The following is a 26,539-nucleotide window of genomic DNA, read 5'->3' on the forward strand; positions in this document are numbered from 1 at the left end:
GAAAAATAACCACTTTTATTCATTTTTAAGGGGACAGTTTATGAGTTTATCATTTCATTCAAATAAAGAAAGTCTGTATCTTCAGGTATATGATCATTACAAAAATCTTATTATGGAACACCGTCTTCCGGCAGGAAGTCGTATGCCTTCTCTCCGCAAATGTGCTGCCGAATTAAAACTCAGCCGTACCACGATTGAGAATGCCTATCTCCAGCTTGCCGCTGATGGCTATATCATTGCACGCGCGCAGAGCGGATACTATGTGACCGACATTGCCGCGCAGGATCCGGTATCACCTGTATCCCGCCATTCGAATCTTCCACCGGTAAAGTATGACTTTGCCTCCAATGGTGTCGATCATAAAAGTTTTCGCTTTGATCTGTGGCAGCGCTATCTGAAAAGCGCCCTTCGCCAGAGCGAACGTCTCCTTTCCTATGGAGAGCCACAGGGAGAAGCAGATCTGCGTCAGGTACTTGCCGACTATATTCGCCAGCGGAGAAATGTAAACTGCTCTGCCGATGATATTGTCATCGGTGCCGGCATGCAGAGTCTTTTGAATATTCTCTGTCCTCTTATCCGTGGCAAAAAAACTGTTTCTTTTCCGAACGCTTCTTTTGTACAGGGAAGTACGATCTTTGCAGATTATGGTTTTGATGTACGTTACCGTAACAAAGACAGTGATGTTATTTATGTTTCCCCTGCTCACATGACAAAATGGGGAGAGATCATGCCGGTCAGCCGTCGTATGGAACTTGTGCATCATGCTTCCGAAAATGGCAGCCTGATCATTGAAGACGATTATGAAAATGAATTCGTCTACTTCCAGCGGCCGACACCTTCACTTTTTAATCTTGCCGGCGGACACGGAGTTGTTTATATTGGTTCTTTCTCCCGACTTCTGCTCCCGTCCATCCGCTTAAGTTTTATGGTTCTGCCACCTTCTCTGTCCAGACAATACGCAGCGGTTGCAGAGCGATACAGCCAGACCGCCTCTAAAGTTGAACAGATTGCTCTCTGTCAGTTCATACGTGACGGACATCTGACTTCACAGACAAAAAAATTAAAAAAGTTATACGCTCAAAAACTGAAAGAACTTAAAAATGTAGTTCAAAATATATTTGGCGAAAACTGTACAATTCAGACCGGTGCTGCCGGAACAAGCCTTGCACTGACTGTTCCGTATACCCGCACAGGCCTTGAACTAAAAAAAGAAGCCCGCATGAACGGGCTATCCATCCTGATTCTCGAAGAAAGTGCAGATACGATCACACTTCTGCTTTCCTGCTCTTCGATTGCAACAGATGAATTTGAACCTGCATGCCGGCTTCTGAAAAGTAATCTTATTTAGTCTCGACGGTTATCAATCATATACAGCAGTGCATTACAGATACATGCTGCAATGTTACTTCCGCCTTTACGTCCTCTTGCAACAATATACGGTGCACCGGATTCCATGATCAGCTCTTTTGACTGTACCACATTGACAAAACCAACCGGCACACCGATGATCAGATTCGGATTCAGTTTACCTTCTTCAATCAGCTCATAAAGACGAACCAGTGCTGTCGGCGCATTTCCGATCGCAAAAATCAGTTTTTTATCCAGAGAAGCAGCTTTATCCATACTTGCCGTCGCACGGGTCGTTCCATTCTCTTTTGCAATTTTTGCAACATCTTCGTCCGACATAAAGCAGTATACTTCACCGCCGTAACGGGCAAGTGCTCGTTTATTGATCCCCGCTTTCGCCATTTGTGTATCTGTCACTATACAGGCTCCTGCTTTGATCGCCTCAAGTGCGCGCTGTACGACTCCTTCAGAAAAGCAGAGGTTTTCCGCATAATCAAAATCTGCACTTGTATGGATACATCTTTTGACAATCAGCTCCGTTCCCGGCACCAGCTGTGTATCCCCAAGCTCCTCCGTAATGATCTCAAAGCTTCTCTTTTCGATCTCCATCGGTTTTACATTTTCAAGTTCTACTTTCATTCCTGTGCCTCTCCTTCTGTCTCGATTCCCTCTTCCAGAATTTCATAGATCCGTTTCATATCCAGATGTTTTCGAAGCTCCGAAGCAAGAATATTATACTGTGTTTCTTTAAATGTCGCAAAATCTACGCCTGTCATATCAGAGACATCGATGCCTTTTTTTTCTCCGACTGCACGCACAAGCCCCATTGCCACATCTTCTTTATCAAAAATACCATGCACGTAAGTACCACATACATTCTTTCGGAAGGTACCCTCTGTTTTTTCTGTTCCTGTCACACTGTCGCAGGTAAAGGTACTTGCAGTCGCACCGTCTTTTCGTCTGCTCTCTCCCATGTGGATCTCATAACCGGTAAATTCCACATTGGAAAGTGTCTCGAATTCCTGATCCATCTCCAGAAATCTTCCGTTTACCTGTGTCCTTGTTTTCTTTTCTGCAAAAACCGTATCCATCGGAAGAAGTCCCATTCCGCGCATACTTCCACCGGCCTCGACACCATACGGATCACTTAACGTTTCACCAAGCATCTGATAGCCGCCGCAGATTCCAAAAATCAGCGTACCGCATGCTGCTGCTTTCAGGATCAAAGTTTCCATGCCACTTTCGCGAAGCCACTTCAGATCCTCCATGGTATTTTTGGTTCCCGGTAAAAAGATCACATCCGGATGCATCAGATCTGATGGGTGCTGCACATACCGAAGTGATACTCCCGGAATACTTTCCAGCGGATTAAAATCTGTAAAGTTTGAAATACGTGGTACACGGATAACAGCCATATCAATCTGTCCGACTTCCTGCGGACGCTCAAAACGTTCGGTAAGGCTGTCTTCATCTTCCACCTGAATATTCATATACGGTGCAACACCAACAACCGGAATGCCACATTTCTCTTCGAGCATGGCAACTCCCGGATCCAGAATAGTCTTGTCACCGCGGAATTTATTGATGATCAGACCTTTGATCATCTTTCGCTCATCTTCTTCAAGAAGCTCTACCGTACCGTAAAGCTGTGCAAAAACACCTCCACGGTCGATATCTCCTGCAAGAAGTACAGGTGCTTTTGCCATCTTTGCCATTCCCATATTGACGATATCTTCATTTTTCAGATTGATTTCGGCCGGACTTCCAGCCCCTTCAATAACGATGATGTCATTTTCTTCTGCCAGTTTGTTGAATGCCTTCATAATATCCGGCACCAGTTTTTTCTTATATTTGAAATAATCCCGGGCGCTCATCGTTCCGAGGACTTCCCCGTTGACAATTACCTGAGAGCCAACATCATTGGTCGGTTTCAAAAGAATCGGGTTCATAAGAACCGATGGTTCTGTCCCTGCCGCCTCAGCCTGCATGACCTGCGCCCTTCCCATCTCCAGACCTTCGCTTGTAATAAATGAATTCAATGCCATATTCTGGGATTTGAACGGAGCTACCCGATATCCGTCCTGATGAAAAATCCTGCACAGTCCTGCCGCAAGAAGACTTTTTCCTGCATTGGACATCGTACCCTGTATCATAATCGTTTTTGCCATTTATGATTCCTCCTGCATGGACTGGATAAGCTTTTTATTTTCTTCATGTGTACGGACAGCAACCCGGTAATATCCTTTTTTCAATCCGAAATAATTGCTGCAGTCACGGATCAGTACGCCGTGCTTCACACATTTTTCGAACAAATCCTCCGGTCCTCTAAAGAAAATATAATTTGCCTCAGACGGAAAGACTTCCATTCCTAGTTCCTGTAATTTTTCCCTGAGGTACTTCGCTTCCTCAAATACCATCTGCCGTCCGTTTTCGACATACTCGTTTTCTTTCAGTGCCGCAATTCCTGCTTCCTGTGCCATCACAGAAATATTCCAGGGCTGTGTGGCCATCGTCATTTTTTCAAGTAATTCTTTATTTTCTGAGATTCCGTAACCAAGACGGACACCAGCCATTGCATAACGTTTTGTAAACGCTTTCAGAAGAAAGAGATTGTGATATCTTGATAACTGTGCTTTCAGTGAATGTTTCTCCGGTTCTTTCACAAAATCAAGAAAACACTCATCTACAACGAGAAAAATCTCCATCTCCCTGCATATACGCAAAATTCGGAACAAAAGATCCCTGTCTATGGAAATTCCGGTAGGATTATTCGGATTACACAGAAAAACCATATCCAGATCTTTGTGCAGCCAGTTCACAAAATCTTCCTGCAGTGCAAAACCATTTTCCTCTTTTAAAAGAACATATTCGACTTCACAGTCCACACTCGCAAGTGCCTGCTCATACTCTGCAAATGTCGGTCCCGGCAGCAGTGCTTTCCTCGGTTTCAGTGCATGACACAGAGAAAATACGATCTCCGCCGCACCATTTCCACAAATGATATGCTCTGGTTCTACCGCCTCATACGCTGCAATTGCCTCTTTGAGCGGCTGATATCCCACCTGCGGATAATCTTTTATCTGTTCCAGACTGTCACGTATTGCCTGTTTGACACTTTCCGGAGTTCCAAGCGGATTACAGTTCGCCGAAAAGTCAAGGCAGTTTTTGTAAGTATATATATTGCCTCCATGTACGTGCTTCGTCATTTCAGTTTCCTCCTGCCTGTTTCGGCATCAAAATATAAAAATCAGATATAGTATTCAGCTCCAGCACAAAATAAGTACGATTCTGATGAGCAGGAACAAAACAACTCCGGTAATTGCTGTCGCATACAAAAGCCGGTTTGCACGACGAATATCCTCCGGTTCGATCAGTCTGATCGGATCACCAATCGTTGGTTTTTCATATAATTTTCCAAAATAATATGCATTACCTGCAAGCTGGACATCCAAAGCACCCGCCATTACAGATTCTGTCTGTGCAGAATTCGGACTTGCATGATTACGGCTGTCCCGCCGAAAAATTTTCCAGGCATTCCAGCCATCAAAGCCGCTAAAATATGCAGCCAGAACCATCAATCCGCCTGATATTCTGGATGGCAGATAATTCGCCGCGTCGTCAAGTTTTGCCGCGCATCGTCCGAAATAAAGATAACGGTCGTTTTTGTATCCAAGCATGGAATCCATGGTGTTGATTCCTTTATAAAGAAACATCAGAGGCGCACCGCCGATTGCCATATAAAGCATCGGTGCGATGACACCATCCGAAGCATTTTCCGCCACAGTCTCAACCGCCGCTTTCGTCACTCCTTCTTCCGTAAGTGCCGCTGTATCACGGCCTACGATCATGGATACCGCCTTACGTGCTTCTTCCAGCGTTCCGTATTTCAAACGGTCATAAACCCTCATACTTTCGTCTTTTAAGGATCTGGTTGCCAGAAGCTGGTAACACCAGAAACTTTCCAGAAGCAATGCAAGCCATGGAAGCCTCGGATACAATGTATAAAGAATCACTGCCGGAATTCCGAGTGAAAGAATACAGACGATCAGAACTTCGATCAGTCCGCCGGTCAGTTCCCCGGAGCTTGTTTTTGGTAAAATCTTTCGAATTCTTTTTTCAAGGAAAGAGATCAGATTGCCGATCAGACAGACCGGGTGGTACAGCCATCTCGGATCTCCGAATATCAGATCAAGTATAAATCCTGCTGCCAGCGCTATGGTATGATATATCAAGTGTTTCTCCCTTCCCGATGTTTATATACAAAACATCTCTGCTCTTTTTCATTTATTCATAACTGTTCAGTACCTTCTCAGTTACGTTTATTCTTTATCTGGCATCCTGACGGCCGTACTGGCTGCACTTACGAAGAAAAGCCTCCGGCACCTTCGGATTGCCATAAAAATACAGGTGCGGAAATCCCGCCATCATGGTATCTGTGCCATGAATGCAATTCCATTTCCTGTGGCTCGCCGGTTTTTTCGCATCAAAATCGTCCCCGCAGTTTTCAGAATCGAAATAATGAAATTCATGTGCAGGTATTCCACCCATATCATTCATTCTCAAAACTTCTTTCTTCTGTGTCAGAGTCACGTAACCAAAACGATTCAGTCTCTGCGTACGATAAGCTCTGCCGGAAATCCCGCCCGCCATATGATAGCTATTTCCATCCATGGCCTCCATCTCATCATGAAGATACATAAAGCCACCGCATTCTGCCAGACACGGCATTCCATCATTCAATGCACGGCGCACATCCTCCCGCATGCTCGCATTCGCTTCTAATTCTCTGGCATTAAGTTCCGGATAACCACCGCCAAGGATCAGTCCCTGCAGATCATTCGGAAGATGTGCATCATGCATTGGTGAAAAAGATACCAGCTCTGCTCCCATCTTTTCAAGAAGCCGGAAATTATCCTTATAATAAAAACAAAATGCTTCATCCTCAGCAACACCGATTCGTACCGTTTTATCCAGATGAAAAGAAATTTGCGGCTCTGCCGCCTGAACTTCCGATGCATCAGCGGCAAGCTTTAGTATTTCATCAATCTCCAGTGTATCTTCCAGTATTTTTGCAAGTTTCTGTAATCTTTCGCGAAGCTGAGGAATCTCGTCCGGAAGTACCAGACCAAGATGTCTGCTCTCGATCACACAGTCTTCAACTTTTGGCACATAGCCCAGAACCGAAAGCCCGGTCTCTTTTTCCAGAAGCTCTTTCATTCTCGGATAAAGCATCGGAGACATCTGATTCAGGATCACACCTTTAATGTGACTGTCCTTTCGGTATTCGGCAAAGCCTTTGATATAAGCTGCAAGTGACACGCTCATTCCCTTGCTGTTTACGATCAGAATAACCGGCGTATCGGTAACAGAAGCGAGGTCATAGGCGCTTGCCTGTGTTGTCGTTCCTGCAACTCCATCATAATATCCCATGACACCTTCCATCACCGCTATCTCACAATTTGCGGCATTTTCCGAAAGAAGATACCGCGTAACTTCCGGAGATGTAAAAAATGTATCCAGATTTGCAGATTTTGCACCGATCACACGGCTGTGAAACATCGGATCGATATAATCCGGACCACATTTAAAAGATGCCACCGTAAGATTTCTGTTTACCAGTGCCTGCAAAAGCCCGCAGGTAATCAGCGTTTTTCCGCTTCCGCTCGCTCCTGCTGCCAGAAGGATTCTGGGAATTCTCATAAGGTCATCTCCTTTTTGTGTGCCTGTACAGTAATAATATAGATTGGATTTTCTCCCATCATCATATGATATCTGCCGATATTTTTGGCTCTTGATACAGCAAGCTGAACCACTTCCGATTCCCATTCCTTATCTGCACCAGATTCCTCAAGTCTTCGTATACAGGAAATCGTTTCTGAAACCGTTTCCAGTGTAATACAGTTAATTACGATCCGCACTTGTGGATTTTTGGCAAGTAACAGATCTATGATCTTATCAAGATTTCCTGAGGAGCCTCCGATAAATGCATGCGTCGGTGCCGGAAGGTCTTCCATAGCCTTCGGTGCGGTTCCCGCTATGATCTGCATATGATCCAGTGCAAATTTCTCTTTATTTGCTTTCAGAAGATTAAGTGCATCTTCTTTCTTTTCGATTGCATAAACCTGTCCCTGTGAAGCCCTCAGCGCCATTTCTACCGATACAGAACCCGTACCGGCACCGATATCGTAACATACAGAATTTTCATCTAATTTCAGTTTCGTCAGTGATACACTTCGCACTTCACTCTTTGTCATAGGTGCCTTACCTCGCAGAAACACCTCATCCGGCATTCCATGTGTCGCCGGAAGCGGTTCTGCTTGCGGATTGTATGCACAGATGACGCTGAGCGGATCTGCCTTGTAATTCACCAGTTCATGTGCCGGTTTTTCAAAGATTTTTTCATTCGGGTATGACATATTTTCCCCTACATAAAGTATGACATCACTCATGCCATATGTGGTAAGTTTTTTTGACAGTTCTGCCACACCATCTGCTGTTCCGAGAATCGCAAAAGTTTTCTCACAGGAACGGATCAGTGAAATAAGATTGCAGTTTTTTCCGTGTGCACTGACGATCTTCGCATCGTCCCAGGATAGGCCGATTTTTGACATAAAATATACAACAGATGAAATCCCGCAGATAATCTCCGGCTGTATGGAAACCTCGCCAAATAATTCCACAAGTTTTCTGGCGCCACTGTAAAAACCAACATCCCCGGAAAGTGCAACCACTATATTGCTATACTCCGGATGATTTTGAATATAATCTACGATTTCCCTGCTTCTGTATTCATAAAAAACTTCCTGCCCCGGAAGTGCCACTGCATCTGCAATCCGTCTGGCACCAATGATGAGATCCGCCTTTTCTACAGCTCTTTTTCCCTGTATTGTAAGCGTATCCTCACTGCCCATACCAATTCCAAGAAGTGTAATATGCTGATTTCCCTCACAGGAAAAATATTTTGCAAGCATTCTTTTACACTCGGTAAGAGAAATACCTTCCTCCTGTACCGGTCTTCCTATAATCACCGGAATTACACCGCACGCAAACGCAGCATCGATTTTTTCCTGAAAACCGCCGGCTTTACCGGAATCTTTCGTAACAAGATACTGACATTCATACTGCCTGAGCGTTGCTTCATTCATTTCCTTCGAAAACGGTCCCTGCATGGCAATCAGATGTTTTCCCTCAAAGCCAAGTTTCTGACAGGCTTCAACCACAGACGGAAGTGAAAGTACACGCGCATAGATTCTTTCCCGATAATCCGGTAACGTCGTAAAAGCTGCCAGTTCTTTACTTCCGGTCGTAAGAAAAATTCTTCCCTCTCTGTCTCGAAGGTATTCTACCGCCTGTTCTGCTGTTTCTACATAAACAGCATTCTGCGACTGACTTTCGGCTCTTAAGACACGTATATACGAAATGCCGGATGCAAGTGCCGCACTTTTGATATTTTTTGTTACTTCCGTTGCATAGGGGTGTGTCGCATCCAGAATAAACTCCGGCAGTTCTTTATGAAAAAGTTCTGTCATCTCCTGTTCATCCAGACGCTTTGCCTGTATTTTAAGATAATCTCCTGCCTCCAGTGAATGAGAACCGTATTCTGTTGCCACACATGCAAGGGCAGAAATTTTATTTTCAGAAAGAAAACGGCAGATTTCATATCCTTCCGTTGTACCGGCAAAAACAATAGCCTTATACATCGCGATATCCTCTCGGTGTCACCATCTTACCGTTAATTTCTTTTGTCTGAGAATTACCGATAAATACGGTTGTAAACATATCAACTTTTGTATCACGCAGTTCTTTCAGTGTCATAACATGATATTCTTCCCCTTCACGTCCGATGTTGCAGACAGTTCCGCAGACAGTTTCTGGGGACTTGTACTGCATCATCAGATCACATGCCTTCTGAAGATAGTCATGTCTTTTTTTGCTGGATGGATTATAGAGACAGATCACAAAATCCGCCTGTGATGCTCCAAGCAGTCTTGCTTCGATCTTTTCCCATGGAGTGAGAAGGTCACTTAAACTGATCAGACAGAAATCATGAATCAACGGTGCTCCGAGAACAGCCGCACCACCGAGAGCTGCCGTCACACCCGGTACAATTTCAAGCTCTACTTCCGGATATTTCGTACCGACTTCATACATCAGGCCTGCCATTCCATATACACCTGCATCTCCGCTGCAGATCATGGAAACACTTTTGCCTTTCATTGCCTCCTCAAAAGCAAGTACACAACGGTCTACTTCTTTTTTCATCGGAGTCGTCAGAAATTCTTTATCCGGAAATGTATCTTTTACAAGGTCTACATAAACCGTATAACCGATGATGGTATCACTGTTTTTTAATGCCTGCATGGCAATTCCGGTCATCTGGTCACAGCCTCCCGGTCCGATTCCTACAACATATATTTTATTCAAAATGTACCTCCCAGTCCCGGAGCGCCAGCGCCGTAGTCACGCCGTTACGCCCTGTTTTCTTTTTTATCAGTCTGCCCTGCTCCGCGCCCAGGACCGCACTTCTCTCACAGACATTTCCTACACCTGTGATTTTTTTTACAAATTCTGATTCTTCAAATGTCCCTTTTGCATTCTGCAGCTCTGCCTCGCCAAATGTACAAAAAGGAATGTTCCAGTCTGCCGCCAGTGCAAGAATCCCCTGCTCCTCTTTTTTCAGGGAAATACTTGCAATCTGACTGACTGCTTCCTGATAAATACTTTCTGACTCCAGACAGGCTTCCGCTTCCTGCCGGATGATCTCTGCTTCTTTATCTTTTTTACATCCAAGACCAAGAACAACAGCCTTTGGCACGATCTGCACTGTAGATGTAAAAGGCAGACATGCACGATGCACTGTCACGGCAATCCCTGCCTCTGGTTTGCCTGAATCTTCCGGAGTGCATACTTTCAGTCCTCTCGGAAGTGACCCTGCCCATGGAAATTCACTGTAAAACCCGACAGATTCACCTGCCAGTATTGCCGCAGATACTTCTTTCGCGGCTTTCATATTAAAGATCGCACAGTGATTGTTCTTTGCAAATACATCCACCGCAAATCGGTCATGGAGATCCGTTGCCGTTGTCACCACCGGCTCTGCCCCAAGTATTTCTGCTGTTTTAAGCGCAAGTGCATTTGCACCGCCAAGATGTCCTGACAAAAGTGAGATGACGAATTTTCCGCATTCATCGACCACCAGCACTGCCGGATCTGATTTCTTACTTACAACATAAGGGGCAATGCTGCGCACTGCGATTCCACATGCACCGACAAAAATCAGTCCGTCATCTGTCTTGAAATGATGTCCTGTCCAGACTGCTGTATTCTCTGCAATGGAATCTTCCAGATATTTACTTTTTTTAAAAAGATCCGCTGTATACCCACATTGCTGCAGGCTTTTTTGTATTTTTTCTGCCGTAGTATAACCGGTCAGGCTGAAACAGATGATCGAAATGTGCATCTTCTTTTCCTTTGACTTTATTCTTATTTTGTTGCTTCTCTGAACTCTGTCGTAAATCCCGGATCATAGAGTTTCGAACGGTCATAATGTGCCGCACTCACGGAATCTCCAATGATCATCAGAGCTGTTTTTGTGATATTATTTTCTGCTGCTGTTTTTGCAAGTGTGCCTACTGTGCAGACAAATTTCTTTTCATCCGGCCAGGTTGCCTTATAAACGATCGCCGCTGGTGTATCTTCCCTGTATCCGCCCTCAATCAGTCTTCTGCTCAGTTCTTCCAGCATACCGGTGCTTAAAAATACAACCATTGTTGCCTGATGTGCCGCAAAAGACTGAATGCTTTCTTTGGACGGCACCGGTGTACGGCCTTCCATTCTCGTAATGATCACGCTCTGTGAAATATCCGGAAGCGTATATTCAAGATTCAGAGCACTGGCTGCCCCGCAAAATGCACTGACACCCGGACAGTAATCATAGGCAATGCCTTTTTCGTCCAGAATATCCATCTGCTCTCTGATTGCGCCATAGATACACGGATCTCCGGTATGAAGCCTTACTGTCATTTTGCCTTCTGCCTCTGCACGTTCCATAACTGCAATTACTTCTTCAAGTGTCATCTTTGCACTGTTATGAATGGTGCAGACATCTTTGCTGTATTCCAGAAGCTGCGGATTTACAAGAGATCCTGCATAAATAATCACATCTGCCTCTTCCAGATACTGTTTTCCTCTTACTGTGATAAGATCCGGTGATCCCGGTCCTGCTCCTACAAAATGAATCATATTATTTTTCTCCTTTGCTTATCTTATTTATCAGTTCACCGGCATCTGCTGTCTGTCCCAGATATCCATATTCGTTCGAAAAAACAACTGCTCCGAGCAATATCTGATGATAGGAATGATGATCAAGATAAAACTGAATCTGCCGCATGATCTCCTCCATCGTTTTTTTCAGAATATGATTACTGTCCAACACCTGCAGTGCCTCATCCGTCGTGTTACAATCAAGAACTTCTCTCGCACACTCAAGTGTACATCCGCAACGGATTGCCGCTGCACAGAGTGTTTCCATTCTCGCATCCGCATTGTGAGAATGTGTATTCATGATTCCGGCAGCCACCTTAATAAATTTGCCGATATGCGAGATAAAGAGGATTCCTTTTGCTCCCATATTGATGGCCATATCAATCGTTTCACCCACGTAATTGCTGCATTTCATATTTTTTTCAAAGGGAAGGTCCATATGTGCTCTCAGATAATCCGCACCATAATTTCCGGGTGTGACCAGTAAATACTTCTCTCCCTGCGCAAGATGCTGTGTCATCTCTACCCGGATACTGTCAACCAGTGCCTTTTCACTCATCGGTTCCACGATTCCGGAAGTTCCGAGAATAGAGATGCCACCCTTGATCCCAAGTCGCGGATTAAATGTCTTCGCTGCAATCTTCTCTCCATCCGGCACAAAAATTGTAGCTTTCAGATTGCCTTCATACTGGTATCTGTCTGCCGCTTCCTCCAGTGCCCTGCATATCATGGAACGGGGAACCGGATTGATCGCCGCCTCGCCGACTTTTTGTGAAAGTCCCGGTTTAGTCACTCTGCCAACACCGATACCACCATCGACAATCCAGGCTCTTTTTCCTGAAATCCTTTCGACCTTTGCATATACAAGTACTCCGTCTGTTGTGTCCGGATCATCCCCGGCCTGTTTGCGGACAGCACATGTCACCGAATTGGCTTCCATAGTAATGTCATGCATTTCCAGATGAAGAAGAATTCCCTTTGGTGTCATAAGAGAAATTTCACGGATGATACTGCCACTAAGAAGCATTTCAGCAGCTCCTTTTGCAGCTCCCGCAGCACAGGAACCGGTCGTATAACCCATTCGGAGTTTTTTATTATTTTTGATTACATAAAAATCTTCCAGCCCTGTTTTGTGCTCCATAAAGCCCTCCTTATTACATACTTAATTATTATATTATTTTGCCAAAAACTTGTCAATGAAAGGAATGCCTTATACGACAGTATGACAAAAAAGCTGAATCTATAAAAGACTCAGCTTTCATTGCAAACATAAAATTTTCAGGTGTTTTATACATCATTGATCTCTCTGCGAAGTTTGTGGAAATCACCTACGGCTTTCCAGCCGATCTTCACGATTTTCTTAATATTAATAGAGTTAACACCACCCTGTCTCGGTTTAAATGTAATCGGAATAAACTTAACCTTTTCGTGGTGATATACAAAATAGGTCGTAAACATGATATTCGGAATATTGAAATCTTCCGGAAGTTTGTTTATATATTTCTCAACCAGAGATGCTTTCATCAGGCGGAAGGGTGCGTTCGCATCTTCAATTTTTACGCCGAAAATCATCCGAAGAAGCAGGCAGACAATATTCTCTACAAATTTGCGGTCTTTCCCATCTCCACGTTCAATACGGTTTCCGATCACTGCATCATATTGGTCCCTTGCTTTCCAGAACTCTTCAAACTCTGCCGGATCTGTTTGTCCGTCGGAATCTGTCTGAAAAATATAATCCGCATCATGTCTGATTGCATATCGATAACCATACAGTACCGTATCCCCATGTCCGCCATTAGCTTTTGTCAATGGTGTAAACAGCGGTTTATCTTTCGCCAGTTTCTGCATGATCTCGTAAGTGTTGTCTTTGCTTCCATCGTTGATTATCACAAGTCTTGACTCACCATTTCCATTGTGTCGCTCAACGATCGGATACCAGTCGTCTATACATTGTTCAATATTCATTCCCTCATTGTAGGCAGGAATGATCACATATAATTTTTCCATAAGTCTCCCAAACTAACCAATATCATCAGATTTGATGATTCCTGACTGCCAAAATTAATAAATAATGATCGGATATCCTCCGTCTATCGTATTGTAGATCAAAGCCGCCTGATCCGTAGGAAGATTGATGCAGCCATGGCTTCCTGCGCCGGATTTGTATCTGTTTCCGCCAAAAGACGACTGCCAGGATGCGTCGTGAAGTCCCTGACCATATACAAACGGCATCCAGTATTTTACGGTTACATTATAACCATATTCCGAGCTCGAAAGATTGTACGGGCTTGCCTTATATGCAATCGGCCATGCCCCACGGTAAGTCTCACGACCGGCTTTCGGCGCACCGCTTACAATATCTGTCTCTGTCACCAGTACACCATCCTTATAAAGCCAGAGATGCTGATTATCAAGGCTTACTTCTATGTAACTTCCGGCAAGATCATCACTGCCATTTCGCTGCATGGCGCTTATGCTGTAAACCGGATCACGACTGACCTCACTTCCACTCGCAATATCTTTCAGAAGCTGCTGCAGTTCCCCATCCTGATCGATCTGAAATCCATATTCATTATCGGATACTGTCACATCATTTCCATAAGAAGTATGGAATGTACGGGGTACATAGATCGTATTATATTTCGTTGCAAGATCCTGTACGTATGTCTTTATTGCATCCTGATCTACACTGATACTGTCAGAAGATATCTGAAGCCATGACTCGATCGTCGCCGCATCAACCACCTCTGTCTCACTTCCAAGTGTATAGGTGACTTTGGAACTGCGGTACTTATTCAGTTCCTCATTTAATTGAGAAAGCTTGTTCTGCATATCATCCGAAGCGGTCACAGACGGCTGCTGATATACATCATTCCCCATAACAAGCTTGATTTCTCCGCCAAGAAGCTGTGTCGGAAAAAGAGAATCCAGTGACTGATCGACATAGGTCTGAATCCGCGCTGCATCAATCTGATTTCCCTGTACATCATTAGTCAGTGTAAATTTCTTCTGTTTCTCGTCATATTGAATGGATGCATCTACGGATGCAGTTCGATCTTTATTTCCAAAATTTGATTCCTGAAGGGCATTTTTTTCCTGTTCTTCGTTCTTTTTGATCTCATAGGAAATCTTCTGATCCTCCTGAGTTGCAAACAGTTTCCTGTTTGCCTCTCTTGTTTTCTGCAGCTCGGTAAGCTGTGTTTGTAATGCCTCTTCATTCAGATCATAGCCGAGATCTCCTAATGTCGTCTCGTAAACAACTGCTCCATCCTCCTGAAAAGAAACCTTTCTTCCCCGGAAGTCCTTCAAAATTTTCTGTTCGGCTTTATCAACCGTAAGTTTGGAAACATCAAGGCCATAAATGGAGATTTTCCTTCCAAGGGTGTTCGTATCTGCAATATGCAGATAAACAAAAAGCCCTGCAAACAAAACCACCATCGCACCGATGCATCCCCCCAGTATGATCTTCTTTGTTTTCCTGCTTACCTTGAATTTCTTCCCCATAATTTATTCCTCGTATCTGCTGTAATGTAAATTTATGAACACGTTTTATAATTTATTATAGCATCCATATAAAATCACACGTAATCTTAAATTTCTATTTTTTGCCATTCATATGTTTCAGCTTCTTAGGAATATACAATAATGCTTTACCGGCTTTTAATGTTGTGCTGGATTTCAGTTTCTTGAGCTCTTTTTCTGCTTTTTTTGCTCTCGACTGCCATTCTTTCATTTCCTGCGCCTGTCTGAAAAGATATTCCACCGCACTGCATTCTTTCATCTGCATATAAATCTGATATTTTGCAGCATTATAAGAGTAACATTCTTCTTCCGTGAAAGTACCCAGATCAAACTCTGCAAATATTTCATTATTCAATCGCTCATAAATCTGGCAGAATGCTTCTCCTGCTTTAAGAGAACACATATTGTAAATGCTCACTCCAAAAGCAAGGTTTTTATAGCTCGTCTCTACAGCATCATACAAGTCCAGTTCTTTCAATTTATCACGGATTGCCTTTAATGCCTCATACCAGTCCCATGGAGTTTTCGTATTATTTGCCTGAAGGCTGGTACTTCTCTGGCGATAATTAACAAGAACTTCCTGAAGCATCGTAATTCTTTTTGCAAGGACAAGTGCCATATTTACAAAGTAAATATCATTTGAACGTGAAAGCGCCATAAATTCAAGCTTATTTTCATTGATCAGGCTCTTTTTAAACAAGCTTGTCCATGGGCATCCCGTACCAATATTGAAAACGTATGGAAATGACTTTCCTTCTACCGGCATCGTCTGCGGAAGATATTCTTTCTTCTGCATAACATTACTTTTTCTGTATTTACCGGTGTCTCCAAAATAGAGCCTTGCATCATACATGCAGACATCTGCCTGATCTTCTTTGATCTTATTCAGACTGTGTTCCATAAGTTCCGGTTCAAAGAAATCATCACTGTCCAGAAACAGCAGATATTCTCCCTTTGCTCTTTTGATTCCTTCATTTCTCATCAGTCCGGCTTTTCCGCAATGATCCATTCCTACATATTGAAAACGTGGATCAGATACTGCATATTCCTTAATAATATCGACTGTTCCGTCATCCGAACCATCATCCACACAAAGCACTTCAAAATCTGTAAATGTCTGCTTTTTCAGACTTTCCAGGCATTCTCCAATATACTCTTCTACATTATAAGAAGGAATAATGACTGTTATCTCTGGTTTTTTATTATTGTTTGTATATGTTTCCATCCAAATACCCTCAATCAGATCTTTTTGTCTCAGTATAGCATAACCCCTGTTTTTCGTAAACATATCAACAAAGACTTTCTGTCACTTCCTTTTTATGATATGATAAATACAATATCAGCAAAGGAGTATTGCTATGAATCAGACAGTTTCTGACTATCGTTTTAAATTTTCTGTTGTAACAGCTGTTTATAATGTTGAACCATATCTTGCTGAAGCTATCGAGAGCATCCTGACTCAGGATATCGGCTTTGAAGAATCCGTAGAAATAATTCTCGTAGACGATGGTTCTACAGATAGATCCAGTGCAATCTGTGATGAGTATCAGCAAAAATTTCCAGACAATATTAAAGTAATACACAAAGAAAATGGCGGTGCTGCAAGTGCCCGCAATACCGGGATCAGCCATTGCGAGGGACAGTATATCAGTTTTATGGACGCTGATGACAGACTTACTTCCAGTACTTTATCCGATGTATATGGCTTTTTCAGCACCTGTGATGCAAATATTCCGTTTGTATCTGTACCTATTTATTTCTTTGAAAAAAGAGATTTCGGTCACCGTCTCAATTACAAATACGAATGCGAAAGTTCCCGTATCATTGATCTTGTCCATGAATATTCATTTATTCAAATGTCTGCCTCTTCTGCGTTTTTCAGACACAAAATCATTCAGGATCGTTCCTTTGACACGACTTTAAAATATGCAGAAGATGCAAAACTGATCATGGATATCCTCCTTGACTGTCCACGATATGGAATCGTACCTTCAGGCCGTTATATGTACCGTACCCGAAATACGCTGGATTCCGCATTAAATGTTTCCAAGCATCGGAAAGAATGGTATATTGACAGTCTTAAATATTACACGTTCTGGGCGCTGGATGAATCTGAGCGTCGACTGGGATATGTTCCGGACTTTGTTCAGTATACAATCATGTATGATCTCCTGGCACGTTTCCGGATGAAAAAATTTCCGGATGATGTGATGACTGCACATGAAAAAGAATCTTTTCTGAGTATGTTATTTCGTGCGTTACAGCGAATCGACGATCATATCGTTATAGAGCAGCACAATCTTTCTCCGGAATTATGTGATTACTTATTGAGTATAAAAAAGGCGCCAGATTCCGGTACACTTGTTTATGATGCTGATGCCGAAAATCAGTATTTTCATTATTCTGATTTTAATTCATGTTCCAGTGCTTCCTATCCGGTTTTTCTTGAGACACTTGATTTCCAGGAAAATGCCCTTACTTTACAGGCACATGTAAAAATTTACACACGTTTTCCATATCCTTCAAAGATGTTTCTGCGACTCATTTCCGGCTCCCAGACACAGATCATTGACTGTTCTTTCTATGAAAATCGTGATGAAGGTGCGCTTTTTAACGGCCAGCAGTTATCACTCACTCTGTATTTTACTGCCATCATACCGTATGATATGCTAAAATCATCTACAAAGGTTGAATTTTGCATGATCTCCGGTTCAAACACAATTAAATTTCACAGTTTTCGAAGAGGGAACGAGTTTCCGGTTACCCCGGAGAACTCCCGTTTTAAATCAGGTAAACACGTATTTTATGTTACTCTGGCTTCGCAGTCCCTCAACTTTGAACCGGGTACCCCTGTTGCCAGACTCAAGCACAAAGCAATGCACTGTGCCCGTGTAATACGTCGACATATATAAATATTTCCAAAATATTATGGCAGTGACACTTCAGTAATAGTGCCACTGCCATATTTCTCTGATATATCGTAACTGTTCAGTACCCTCACAGTTACGAGTCAAAATGCATTCCAAATCACCTTCGGTGATGGCATTTTGCCTTATATGTCTCGGGATTTTGGCAAAAAACATGCCAAAACACCTCGCGGGATACTACCTTCTGAATAGTTACGATATATCTTTTATTTCAGTCTAATTACCGACTCATCATTTGTCTCTGCTATGATAAAATGTGGTCTGTGTTTTGTCTCCAGATATGTCTTTGATATGTACTGTCCCATAATTCCAAGACACAAGAGCTGGATTCCGCCAATAAAGATAACTACACAGACAATAGAAGCCCAGCCTGCAACCGGATCTCCGAATATCAACCGGCGGATAATGATGACTGCAAGTGCCAGAAATGAAAAGAAGGTCATTGTCGTCCCAAACCAGGACGCTATACTTAAAGGAACATGAGAAAAATTAATGATTCCATCAATTGCATATTTGAACAATTTCCAGAAGCTCCATTTTGTTTCTCCTGCCACTCTCTCAACATTTTCATAAGGCATCCAGTATGTCCGGAATCCGATCCAGCCAAACAGTCCCTTTGAAAATCGGTTATATTCTCCCATGGCAACAATTGCATCTACCATGCTTTTTTTCATCAGGCGGAAATCCCGGGCGCCGTCAACAATATCTGCCTCAGATATTTTGTTGATGATGCTGTAAAATCTTCTGGCAAACCAGCTTCGGACAGCCGGTTCTCCCTCACGACTTACACGTCTCGTTGCCACACTGTCATACTCACCTGATCTGAGCAACCGAAGCATTTCCGGTAATAATGCCGGCGGATCCTGAAGATCTGCATCCATAACAGCAACGTAATCACCCTTTGCATTGCAAAATCCAGCGTACATCGCAGCTTCTTTTCCGAAATTACGTGAAAAGGAAAGATAAATCACATGGGAATCCTTTTCTGAAAGCGCTTTTAATTCTTTCAGTGTGTCATCTTTTGATCCGTCATTGACAAATAACAATTCGTAGTCTTCACCGATTTCTTTTAAAACAAGCGTAATCTCCTTATGAAAGAAAGGAATCGCCTCCTGTTCATTATAACACGGCACAATAATAGAAATCATAGCAATCTCCCTAGTTTTCTTTTTCAAGCTTATAAATATGGAAATATATTCCATTCGCAAACTTGCTCTCATAAATCTCATTACAAGAATAACTTTGTTTATTAATTTCACTGATTTTGTGCTCATCCAAATGCTGAGTCCAGAAAAGCCATATTTCCGAATAATTTTGATCAATATCCTCCACGGCATTCTCATTATATTTTCCATAATTATCCGGAAAATAATATGGTAACAAGCTCAACCCAAGGTGTTTATTATCGCTAAAAATTGCAGCCGTTTTGGATGGTTTGATTGTATTAAGAACATCTGTAGTTGCATGATCCAACTCAATATCATTTCTCAACACTGCAAAGTAAGATGGAATACTGCTACTGAAAACTATCGACAAAATCTATACAAACAAAATTTTCTTCAATTTCATCTTTCTTGTACAATAAATCAGTAGCATATACGCTACTGGAACAGTCGGATATAAATAACGTAAAACAAAAAATGGACGAATTGTATAAGATAATATCAGTCCTACAACACATGTTCCAAAAATAGAACAAAGACCTGCTATCACCCATATCAGTTCTTCCGATACACCTGTTCTCTTTTCATCTATTTCAATAACTGTGTCTACTTTATCTATCCATCTTTCTGTTTCATTTATACGAATGCTAAAAAGCCTGGTCTCATACAGGAAATATCCAATCACCGCCAAGACAAAAAGTATACTCAGCCATTTTGTATCAAACAAATACAGAAAAGCCTCTCTTATAGTTGGAATTTCATTCAGCCACCAACTGTCAGCCGTTGACTCAAAAGATTTAATTAAAATAGACAACCAAGGTAAATACGCAATCACGGTAATAATATATGCCATAATTGTCCGTCTACGCTTTCCTCTATCTCTATATGTAAGAGGAATTAATGCAAGATAGAAAAAAGCCACTGCAACCAAGGCATAATAATGTGTATAGGCCGCAGCTAATGATACTATTACAAATATCATCCAATCCCGCAGATAATTTCTTTTTATTATCTCATAAAGTGCAAGAAAAGCAAGTAAAACAAATAAGGCTCCCATAGAATACATTCTGGCCTCTACATTATATCTTACCGCTTCTTTCATCAACGAACACATTGTTACCATAAAAAATGCAGTTAACATACCAAAACGTTTTCTAATATAACTACATATAATTATTAATAAAAATACATAGGGAATAAATCCTGACAAATGATATGCAAATCCCTTATTTCCAAATATGTGATACATTAATTGTATCAAAAAATAATGTAATGGTGGATGTACATCATTCGCAGTCGCATTAATCATATCCGCTATACTCATCTTAGCTAGACTAATACTATATCCTTCATCAGCCCAAAATGAATTATCAAATATTCTGATAAAGTTCATTACAAATAAAACAAAAACATATAAATAAAACAATTTTGTCTTATCATATTTTCGTATACTTAACATTGTTTCTGACAAATTTATGTTTAACTGAAAATGATTTTTGAAAAAATATTCCATCATCGGTACAATTATCGATATCACTATTACCAACACAAGATAATGAAAAGCAAATACTGTTTTATCATTCAAAGCACTCTGCAATCTACCTGAATGGTGAAACACTAGATATGTAATAGATATTGCTATAAAATTCAAAAACAACAGTGCAAAACAATATTCTACAATTCTATTTTCCAGTGTCTTATGTTCATTTTTCCCTACAACTTTACTTCTAATATACAAAAGCAAAATCGGAGGTATTGCTAAACACAAAAAACTTATCATATGAATTTCATACGCTCCTTATATATTCCTCAAAACACCTGCCTCCCTCTTTTGCAGATGAGAGGCAGGTGCCTTTTCTCTTAGTTATATATTCTGTTTTTAATTTTAAGTAAAAATTAGAACTTGCCAGCGTCAGCAGCTTCCTGTACGGCTACTGCAACAGCAACAGTCATACCAACCATCGGGTTGTTTCCTGCGCCGATAAGACCCATCATTTCTACATGTGCCGGTACGGAAGAAGATCCTGCGAACTGAGCGTCAGAATGCATACGTCCAAGAGTATCTGTCATACCATAGGAAGCAGGACCTGCTGCCATGTTATCCGGGTGAAGTGTACGTCCTGTACCACCGCCGGATGCAACAGAGAAGTATTTCTTGCCTTTTTCGTTACATTCTTTCTTGTATGTACCTGCAACCGGATGCTGGAAACGTGTCGGGTTTGTGGAGTTACCTGTGATAGAAACGTCAACGCCTTCTTTCCACATGATAGCAACACCTTCCGGAACGCTGTTTGCACCGTAGCAGTTAACTTTTGCACGAAGTCCTTCAGAGTAGGATTTACGGAATACTTCTTTAACTTCGTTCTTGTATGGATCATACTCTGTCTCAACATATGTAAAACCGTTGATACGGGAGATGATCTGTGCAGCATCTTTTCCAAGACCGTTCAGAATAACACGAAGTGGTTTTTTACGAACTTTGTTTGCTTTTTCTGCGATACCGATAGCACCCTCAGCAGCTGCAAAAGACTCATGTCCTGCAAGGAAGCAGAAGCAGTCTGTTTCTTCTTCAAGAAGCATTTTACCAAGGTTACCATGTCCAAGTCCTACTTTACGTGTATCAGCAACGGATCCAGGAATACAGAATGCCTGAAGGCCTTCACCGATAGCTGCGGCAGCGTCTGCTGCTCTTCTGCAATCTTTTTTGATTGCGATAGCTGCACCTACGATGTATGCCCAGCAAGCGTTCTCGAAGCAGATCGGCTGAATGCCTTTGATCTGATTGTATACATCAAGGCCTGCATCTTTAGTGATTTTCTCTGCTTCTTCAATGGAAGCGATTCCATAGCTGTTTAAAACTGAATTGATTTTGTCAATTCGTCTCTCATATGATTCAAATAAAGCCATTTACTTATCCTCCTGAAATTATAATCGGTATAATTATTCTTTACGTGGGTCGATGATCTTAACAGCATCTGCAACACGGCCATACTGACCTTTTGCTTTTTCCCATGCAGTGTTCGGATCGTCACCTTTTTTGATGAAATCAGTCATTTTGCCAAGGCTTACGAACTGATAACCGATAATTTCATTATCTTCGTCAAGAGCAATACCTGTAACATAGCCTTCTGCCATTTCCAGGTAACGAGGACCTTTTTTGAGTGTTCCGTACATTGTACCAACCTGAGAACGAAGTCCTTTACCAAGATCCTCAAGTCCTGCACCTACTGCAAGTCCGTCTTCAGAGAAAGCAGACTGAGAACGTCCGTAAACAATCTGAAGGAACAGTTCTCTCATGGCGGTGTTGATTGCATCACAAACAAGGTCTGTATTCAGAGCTTCCATAACAGTCAGTCCTGGAAGGATTTCAGAAGCCATAGCTGCGGAATGAGTCATACCTGAACATCCGATTGTCTCAACCAGTGCTTCCTGGATGATACCTTCTTTTACGTTCAGGGACAGCTTACAGGCACCCTGCTGAGGAGCACACCAGCCTACACCATGTGTGAAACCGGAAATGTCCTTTACTTCCTTAGCCTGAACCCATTTTGCTTCTTCCGGAATCGGAGCAGCTCCGTGATGCACACCCTGTGCAACTGGGCACATTTCTTCTACTTCGCGTGAATAAATCATGTTAAAACTCCTTTCAAGTATAGATTTACTTATAATGTTGTTAAAAAGATAGACTACTAACAACCTGACAGTATTCTCTCACAAAGTCCTACTGTTAGTCCAGTCAAACTTAGGCCAAAAATGCGAAGTTTTGACATAATTATACATATAATTGCTGTTGTGTCGTCTTTATGATAAAATCAAAGAAAAAAGTCAAAGGAGCTTTAACGATGTCCAGCAAACTTCCACCCAGCATTTTCCCTGCACGTTTTCAGGTCTTAAGCGGCAGTATGCTCAAAGTGATCGCCTGTATTGCCATGCTGATCGACCATACCGGTGCGATCATACTGAAACTTTATCCGCCGGCACTTAATACTCTATTTTATATCAATGGCAAAGGCTATTCTGCATACCGCGTTGTCCGTGATATCGGGCGCTGTGCTTTTCCGATCTTTTGTTTTTTGATCGTGGAAGGCTTTCTGCATACACATGACCGCAGGAAATATGGGCGAAATCTTCTGCTGTTCGCACTGATTTCCGAGATACCGTGGAATTATATGTTTGCCAACACCTGGCATTATGCCGATAAACAGAACGTCTTTTTTACTCTTTTTCTCGGATATCTGGCATTCTGCGCGCTGGAATATTTCTGGGAAACACCCTGGATGCAGCTTGCCTCTCTTCTGGCACTGCTTGGCATCTCTATCGTACTCCATGCAGATTACGGCTGGCGTGGTTTTATCTTTCTTGTCCTGATGTATCTTCTCCGAAACGAAAAGGTCTCTCAGGCAATCGTCGGAACCTGCTGGCTCAGCTATGAATGGAAGGCCTGTTTCGCGTTTATTTCTATTAACATGTATAATGGAAAACGCGGCTTTATCCATGGAAAAGCCGCGAAATATTTCTTCTATTTATTTTATCCTTTACATATCACGATTCTCGTGATCATAAGGAACATTTATTTTCTTTCTTAAAACAGATTCAATTTGTTTAATTTTTCTTAACGATCTCGGCTGCGTTTTTGTAGATACTGTCTGCCGGAATGCAGCCTCTTACCGGTGAAAGCGGATAAATATTGCTGTTTCTGCCGATCACAGTTCCCGGATTCAGTACAGAACCACAGCCGACTTCTACATGGTCACCCAGCATTGCACCGAATTTCTTAAGACCTGTCTCGATTTTTTCTTCTCCGTCTTTGACAACAACCAATTTCTTGTCGGACTTCACATTTGAGCATATAGAGCCTGCACCCATATGAGATTTATAGCCAAGAACAGCATCACCGACATAATTGTAATGCGGAACCTGTACTTTATTAAAGAGTACCGCATTTTTAAGTTCTGTAGAATTTCCTACAACGGCGCCCTCTCCTACGATTGCATTGCCACGGATAAATGCACAGTGACGTACTTCTGCGTCTTTTCCGATAATCGCCGGTCCATGAATATAAGCAGTCGGTGCAACGGTTGCTGATCTAGCGATCCAGATATTGCCTTCATGGCACTCATACTCAGACGTGCTGAGTGTCGGACCAATTTTCATGATAAATTCTCCGATCTCCGGAAGCACTTCCCACGGGTATGTTTTTCCTTCGAATAATTCTGCTGCAATTGTTTCATTCAGATCCAGAAGATTTGAAATTGTAAAATCTTTTAACATAATTATGCTTTTCCTCCTCGTTTCACAGTTGTCGGTTTCTTTGTATAATTGGCTGCCGCGGCATCAAAAAACTGTCGCAGTGCATATTGATAATTGCTCTGCTCTACCTGATTTGTACGCACCCTGACAAAATGTTCCAGCTTGTCCATATATTCCTGCGGAGTAATACTTCCCTCAGCAACATAAGTCAGCCCCTTTTCCCAGCTTGCCGTCAGCTCCGGATTCAGAAGGGAACGTATTGAACAGTTTACCACATCAAAGATCATCTCTCCCAGAAGTGTAGGTGTGATCACCTGCGTCTTTTTATTCAGAGACAGATATTTAATAGAAACAAGTTTCTTAAGGATTTCCGCCCTTGTCGCACTGGTTCCGATTCCACTTCCTTTGATCTGTGCACGAAGTTCTTCATCTTCGATCAGCTGACCGGCATTCTCCATCGCAAGGATCATAGATCCGGAGTTGTAACGTTTCGGCGGTGAAGTCTCGCCTTCCTTGATATTCAGCGCATCTACTGTCAGTATATCATTCTTTTTGAGTGCCTGCAATGCGTTCAGAAGCTGTGAATCGCAGGACACATCCTCCTCATCGTTTTTCTCTGTTTCCTTTTCTGCCAGAGATTTCTTCGCAAAAGAGTTGGTCGCATATTTCAGATAGCCTTCTTCCTGCAGCACCTTGAAACTGGAAAAAAACTTCTCACCCTGCATCTCCGTAGTCAGACTGACTTTCTGATAAACTGCCGGCGGACAAAATACACACAGAAAACGACGCACGATCGTCTCATATACTCTCTGAGACGTCAGAGAAAGTCCGTTCAGCGCGTTCATCCCCTGTCCGGTCGGAATGATTGCATAGTGGTCTGTGATCTGTTTGTCATTAACATATCTGGTCTTTGCTATTGACTTATATGAACCCATCTGTAAAATTTCTTCGGCAGCGTTATCAATAGCCGGATAGCGGCGCAGACCGGAGATATTTTTGTAGATTTCTTTTGCCACTGCGCTCGATAATACTCGCGCATCAGTTCGTGGATAGGTAACAAGTTTCTTTTCATACAGTTCCTGCGTGATCCGAAGTGTCTCATCCGGGCTGATCTTAAAAAGTTTGGAACATACATTCTGAAGCTCCGCCAGATTGAATAAAAGCGGCGGATTTTTATTTTCTTTTTTGCGCTCGACCTTTTCGACACGACAGCTCAATGGCTGCTGTGCCTGAAGCATACCGATCAGTTCTTCGGCATGCTTCTTTTCTTTAAATCCGTTTTCTTTGTACAGGTACGGAGACTGAAAATATCTGCTGCCGTCTACGGCTCTCCACTCTCCTTCAAAACGTTCTCCCTCCAGCACAATACTGGAAAGTACACGGTAAAACGGAGTCTTCACAAAAGAGCGGATTTCCCGTTCTCTTCGCACGACCATGCCGAGTACACAGGTCATTACCCTGCCGACGGAAATTGCCTGATGCCTGCTGTTCAGATAATTGGAAACACTGTTCCCATAACGAAGCGTCAGTACTCTGGAAAAATTAATTCCCATGAGATAGTCTTCCTTTGCACGAAGATACGCAGAATCTGCCAGATTGTCATAGGCAGAAAGTTCTTTTGCTTCGCGGATACCGCGCAGGATTTCTTCTTCTGTCTGGGAATCGATCCAGACACGCCGCTGATTCTTATCTTTTACACCTGCCATCTGTGCCACAAGGCGGTAGATATACTCTCCTTCGCGCCCGGAGTCGGTACACACATAGATGGTCTCTACATCCGGACGGTTCAGAAGCCCCTTAACAATGTTAAACTGTTTCTGAACTCCCGGAATCACTTCATATTTAAATTCATGCGGCAAAAAAGGCAGGGTATCTAAACTCCACCTTTTGTACTTGATATCGTATTTCTCAGGATAGCTCATAGTGACCAGATGCCCTACGCACCAGGTCACTACGGAATCTTCTGATTCCAGATAGCCATCCCTTCTCTGTCCGTTAATTTTTAACGCCTTAGCAAATTCCTGAGCAACACTTGGTTTCTCAGCTATGTATAAGGATTTACCCATA

23 protein-coding genes are annotated in these 26,539 nt (G+C 42.5%); 3 read left to right on the forward strand and 20 right to left on the reverse strand.

Annotated elements, in window-relative coordinates; all coding sequences use genetic code 11:
* Positions 1-40: 40 nt before the first annotated feature.
* Positions 41-1,348 carry a MocR-like pyridoxine biosynthesis transcription factor PdxR gene (pdxR, locus tag H8Z79_RS05920; RefSeq protein WP_118040546.1) on the forward strand — a complete coding sequence of 436 codons (1,308 nt, stop codon included), beginning with the start codon at positions 41-43 and terminating at the stop codon, positions 1,346-1,348.
* On the opposite strand, the gene H8Z79_RS05925 is transcribed toward pdxR, so the two are convergent.
* From H8Z79_RS05925 to H8Z79_RS05985, 13 genes are all read right to left on the reverse strand, one after another.
* Positions 1,345-1,986: a precorrin-8X methylmutase gene (locus H8Z79_RS05925; protein ID WP_015542509.1), complete on the reverse strand. Its 642-nt coding sequence runs from the start codon at positions 1,984-1,986 to the stop codon at positions 1,345-1,347. The genes pdxR and H8Z79_RS05925 overlap by 4 nt on opposite strands.
* On the reverse strand, positions 1,983-3,515 hold the full coding sequence (locus tag H8Z79_RS05930) for a cobyric acid synthase (RefSeq protein ID WP_118040548.1): 1,533 nt from the start codon (positions 3,513-3,515) through the stop codon (positions 1,983-1,985). The genes H8Z79_RS05925 and H8Z79_RS05930 overlap by 4 nt, the downstream gene beginning before the upstream one ends.
* The gene (cobD, locus tag H8Z79_RS05935; protein WP_118040550.1) at positions 3,516-4,553 is read right to left on the reverse strand and encodes a threonine-phosphate decarboxylase CobD; all 1,038 of its coding nucleotides are present in this window, start codon (positions 4,551-4,553) and stop codon (positions 3,516-3,518) included.
* Positions 4,554-4,607: 54 nt separating this feature from the next.
* Positions 4,608-5,576 carry an adenosylcobinamide-phosphate synthase CbiB gene (cbiB, locus tag H8Z79_RS05940; protein ID WP_408609893.1) on the reverse strand — a complete coding sequence of 323 codons (969 nt, stop codon included), beginning with the start codon at positions 5,574-5,576 and terminating at the stop codon, positions 4,608-4,610.
* A gap of 97 nt (positions 5,577-5,673) precedes the next feature.
* On the reverse strand, positions 5,674-7,047 hold the full coding sequence (locus H8Z79_RS05945) for a cobyrinate a,c-diamide synthase (protein WP_118040554.1): 1,374 nt from the start codon (positions 7,045-7,047) through the stop codon (positions 5,674-5,676).
* Positions 7,044-9,047, reverse strand: a complete 2,004-nt coding sequence (gene cobK / locus H8Z79_RS05950; RefSeq protein WP_118040556.1) for a precorrin-6A reductase — start codon at positions 9,045-9,047, stop codon at positions 7,044-7,046. The genes H8Z79_RS05945 and cobK overlap by 4 nt, the downstream gene beginning before the upstream one ends.
* A complete protein-coding gene (cobJ, locus tag H8Z79_RS05955; RefSeq protein ID WP_072521313.1) occupies positions 9,040-9,771 on the reverse strand; it encodes a precorrin-3B C(17)-methyltransferase in 732 nt (243 codons plus the stop codon). Before cobJ ends, cobK begins: the two co-directional genes overlap by 8 nt.
* Positions 9,764-10,807 (reverse strand): cobalt-precorrin 5A hydrolase, encoded by a 1,044-nt coding sequence (locus H8Z79_RS05960; RefSeq protein WP_118040558.1) that lies wholly within the window; start codon positions 10,805-10,807, stop codon positions 9,764-9,766. Before H8Z79_RS05960 ends, cobJ begins: the two co-directional genes overlap by 8 nt.
* A 23-nt stretch (positions 10,808-10,830) precedes the next feature.
* On the reverse strand, positions 10,831-11,589 hold the full coding sequence (gene cobM / locus H8Z79_RS05965; RefSeq protein WP_015542503.1) for a precorrin-4 C(11)-methyltransferase: 759 nt from the start codon (positions 11,587-11,589) through the stop codon (positions 10,831-10,833).
* A 1-nt stretch (position 11,590) separates the two neighbouring features.
* A complete protein-coding gene (gene cbiD / locus H8Z79_RS05970; protein ID WP_015542502.1) occupies positions 11,591-12,751 on the reverse strand; it encodes a cobalt-precorrin-5B (C(1))-methyltransferase CbiD in 1,161 nt (386 codons plus the stop codon).
* 146 nt (positions 12,752-12,897) lie between these two features.
* Positions 12,898-13,617 carry a glycosyltransferase family 2 protein gene (locus tag H8Z79_RS05975; protein ID WP_015542501.1) on the reverse strand — a complete coding sequence of 240 codons (720 nt, stop codon included), beginning with the start codon at positions 13,615-13,617 and terminating at the stop codon, positions 12,898-12,900.
* A gap of 54 nt (positions 13,618-13,671) precedes the next feature.
* Entirely contained in the window at positions 13,672-15,114 is a 1,443-nt protein-coding gene (locus H8Z79_RS05980; RefSeq protein WP_015542500.1) for a L,D-transpeptidase family protein, read from the reverse strand.
* A 94-nt stretch (positions 15,115-15,208) separates the two neighbouring features.
* Positions 15,209-16,357, reverse strand: coding sequence for a glycosyltransferase family 2 protein (locus H8Z79_RS05985; protein ID WP_182001939.1), 1,149 nt, complete (start codon positions 16,355-16,357; stop codon positions 15,209-15,211).
* A 133-nt stretch (positions 16,358-16,490) separates the two neighbouring features.
* On the opposite strand from H8Z79_RS05985, the gene H8Z79_RS05990 reads away from it, so the two are divergent.
* Positions 16,491-18,044 (forward strand): glycosyltransferase family 2 protein, encoded by a 1,554-nt coding sequence (locus H8Z79_RS05990; protein ID WP_015542498.1) that lies wholly within the window; start codon positions 16,491-16,493, stop codon positions 18,042-18,044.
* 221 nt (positions 18,045-18,265) lie between these two features.
* On the opposite strand, the gene H8Z79_RS05995 is transcribed toward H8Z79_RS05990, so the two are convergent.
* From H8Z79_RS05995 to H8Z79_RS06015, 5 genes are all read right to left on the reverse strand, one after another.
* Entirely contained in the window at positions 18,266-19,207 is a 942-nt protein-coding gene (locus H8Z79_RS05995) for a glycosyltransferase family 2 protein (RefSeq protein WP_015542497.1), read from the reverse strand.
* 10 nt (positions 19,208-19,217) lie between these two features.
* The gene (locus H8Z79_RS06000; RefSeq protein ID WP_187002742.1) at positions 19,218-19,532 is read right to left on the reverse strand and encodes a hypothetical protein; all 315 of its coding nucleotides are present in this window, start codon (positions 19,530-19,532) and stop codon (positions 19,218-19,220) included.
* Positions 19,533-19,598: 66 nt separating this feature from the next.
* Positions 19,599-21,002 carry a glycosyltransferase family 39 protein gene (locus H8Z79_RS06005; RefSeq protein ID WP_187002743.1) on the reverse strand — a complete coding sequence of 468 codons (1,404 nt, stop codon included), beginning with the start codon at positions 21,000-21,002 and terminating at the stop codon, positions 19,599-19,601.
* A 116-nt stretch (positions 21,003-21,118) separates the two neighbouring features.
* Positions 21,119-22,129 carry a GGGtGRT protein gene (locus H8Z79_RS06010; protein ID WP_015542493.1) on the reverse strand — a complete coding sequence of 337 codons (1,011 nt, stop codon included), beginning with the start codon at positions 22,127-22,129 and terminating at the stop codon, positions 21,119-21,121.
* Between the two features lie 33 nt (positions 22,130-22,162).
* Positions 22,163-22,855 (reverse strand): iron-sulfur cluster assembly scaffold protein, encoded by a 693-nt coding sequence (locus tag H8Z79_RS06015; protein WP_005422272.1) that lies wholly within the window; start codon positions 22,853-22,855, stop codon positions 22,163-22,165.
* Between the two features lie 209 nt (positions 22,856-23,064).
* Here H8Z79_RS06015 and H8Z79_RS06020 point away from each other — a divergent pair, with 209 nt between their 5' ends.
* Positions 23,065-23,808 (forward strand): TraX family protein, encoded by a 744-nt coding sequence (locus tag H8Z79_RS06020; protein WP_015542492.1) that lies wholly within the window; start codon positions 23,065-23,067, stop codon positions 23,806-23,808.
* 16 nt (positions 23,809-23,824) lie between these two features.
* Here H8Z79_RS06020 and H8Z79_RS06025 read toward each other — a convergent pair whose 3' ends face one another.
* Together H8Z79_RS06025 and H8Z79_RS06030 are read right to left on the reverse strand one after the other, a co-directional pair.
* Complete coding sequence (locus H8Z79_RS06025) at positions 23,825-24,493, reverse strand: LbetaH domain-containing protein (protein ID WP_015542491.1); 669 nt, start codon at positions 24,491-24,493, stop codon at positions 23,825-23,827.
* Positions 24,494-24,495: 2 nt separating this feature from the next.
* On the reverse strand, positions 24,496-26,538 hold the full coding sequence (locus tag H8Z79_RS06030) for a DNA topoisomerase (protein ID WP_015542490.1): 2,043 nt from the start codon (positions 26,536-26,538) through the stop codon (positions 24,496-24,498).
* Between the last annotated feature and the right edge of the window lies 1 nt (position 26,539).

The organism is Blautia intestinalis (assembly GCF_014297355.1).
GTDB classification, from domain to species: domain Bacteria; phylum Bacillota; class Clostridia; order Lachnospirales; family Lachnospiraceae; genus Blautia_A; species Blautia_A intestinalis.

Coding starts and splice junctions, on each gene's coding strand:
- pdxR (WP_118040546.1), top strand. CDS start 41: ATGAGTTTATCATTTCATTCAAATAAAGAAAGTCTGTATCTTCAGGTA.
- H8Z79_RS05925 (WP_015542509.1), bottom strand. CDS start 1,986: ATGAAAGTAGAACTTGAAAATGTAAAACCGATGGAGATCGAAAAGAGA.
- H8Z79_RS05930 (WP_118040548.1), bottom strand. CDS start 3,515: ATGGCAAAAACGATTATGATACAGGGTACGATGTCCAATGCAGGAAAA.
- cobD (WP_118040550.1), bottom strand. CDS start 4,553: ATGACGAAGCACGTACATGGAGGCAATATATATACTTACAAAAACTGC.
- H8Z79_RS05945 (WP_118040554.1), bottom strand. CDS start 7,047: ATGAGAATTCCCAGAATCCTTCTGGCAGCAGGAGCGAGCGGAAGCGGA.
- cobK (WP_118040556.1), bottom strand. CDS start 9,047: ATGTATAAGGCTATTGTTTTTGCCGGTACAACGGAAGGATATGAAATC.
- H8Z79_RS05960 (WP_118040558.1), bottom strand. CDS start 10,807: ATGCACATTTCGATCATCTGTTTCAGCCTGACCGGTTATACTACGGCA.
- cobM (WP_015542503.1), bottom strand. CDS start 11,589: ATGATTCATTTTGTAGGAGCAGGACCGGGATCACCGGATCTTATCACA.
- cbiD (WP_015542502.1), bottom strand. CDS start 12,751: ATGGAGCACAAAACAGGGCTGGAAGATTTTTATGTAATCAAAAATAAT.
- H8Z79_RS05975 (WP_015542501.1), bottom strand. CDS start 13,617: ATGGAAAAATTATATGTGATCATTCCTGCCTACAATGAGGGAATGAAT.
- H8Z79_RS05980 (WP_015542500.1), bottom strand. CDS start 15,114: ATGGGGAAGAAATTCAAGGTAAGCAGGAAAACAAAGAAGATCATACTG.
- H8Z79_RS05985 (WP_182001939.1), bottom strand. CDS start 16,357: ATGGAAACATATACAAACAATAATAAAAAACCAGAGATAACAGTCATT.
- H8Z79_RS05990 (WP_015542498.1), top strand. CDS start 16,491: ATGAATCAGACAGTTTCTGACTATCGTTTTAAATTTTCTGTTGTAACA.
- H8Z79_RS05995 (WP_015542497.1), bottom strand. CDS start 19,207: ATGATTTCTATTATTGTGCCGTGTTATAATGAACAGGAGGCGATTCCT.
- H8Z79_RS06005 (WP_187002743.1), bottom strand. CDS start 21,002: ATGATAAGTTTTTTGTGTTTAGCAATACCTCCGATTTTGCTTTTGTAT.
- H8Z79_RS06010 (WP_015542493.1), bottom strand. CDS start 22,129: ATGGCTTTATTTGAATCATATGAGAGACGAATTGACAAAATCAATTCA.
- H8Z79_RS06015 (WP_005422272.1), bottom strand. CDS start 22,855: ATGATTTATTCACGCGAAGTAGAAGAAATGTGCCCAGTTGCACAGGGT.
- H8Z79_RS06020 (WP_015542492.1), top strand. CDS start 23,065: ATGTCCAGCAAACTTCCACCCAGCATTTTCCCTGCACGTTTTCAGGTC.
- H8Z79_RS06025 (WP_015542491.1), bottom strand. CDS start 24,493: ATGTTAAAAGATTTTACAATTTCAAATCTTCTGGATCTGAATGAAACA.
- H8Z79_RS06030 (WP_015542490.1), bottom strand. CDS start 26,538: ATGGGTAAATCCTTATACATAGCTGAGAAACCAAGTGTTGCTCAGGAA.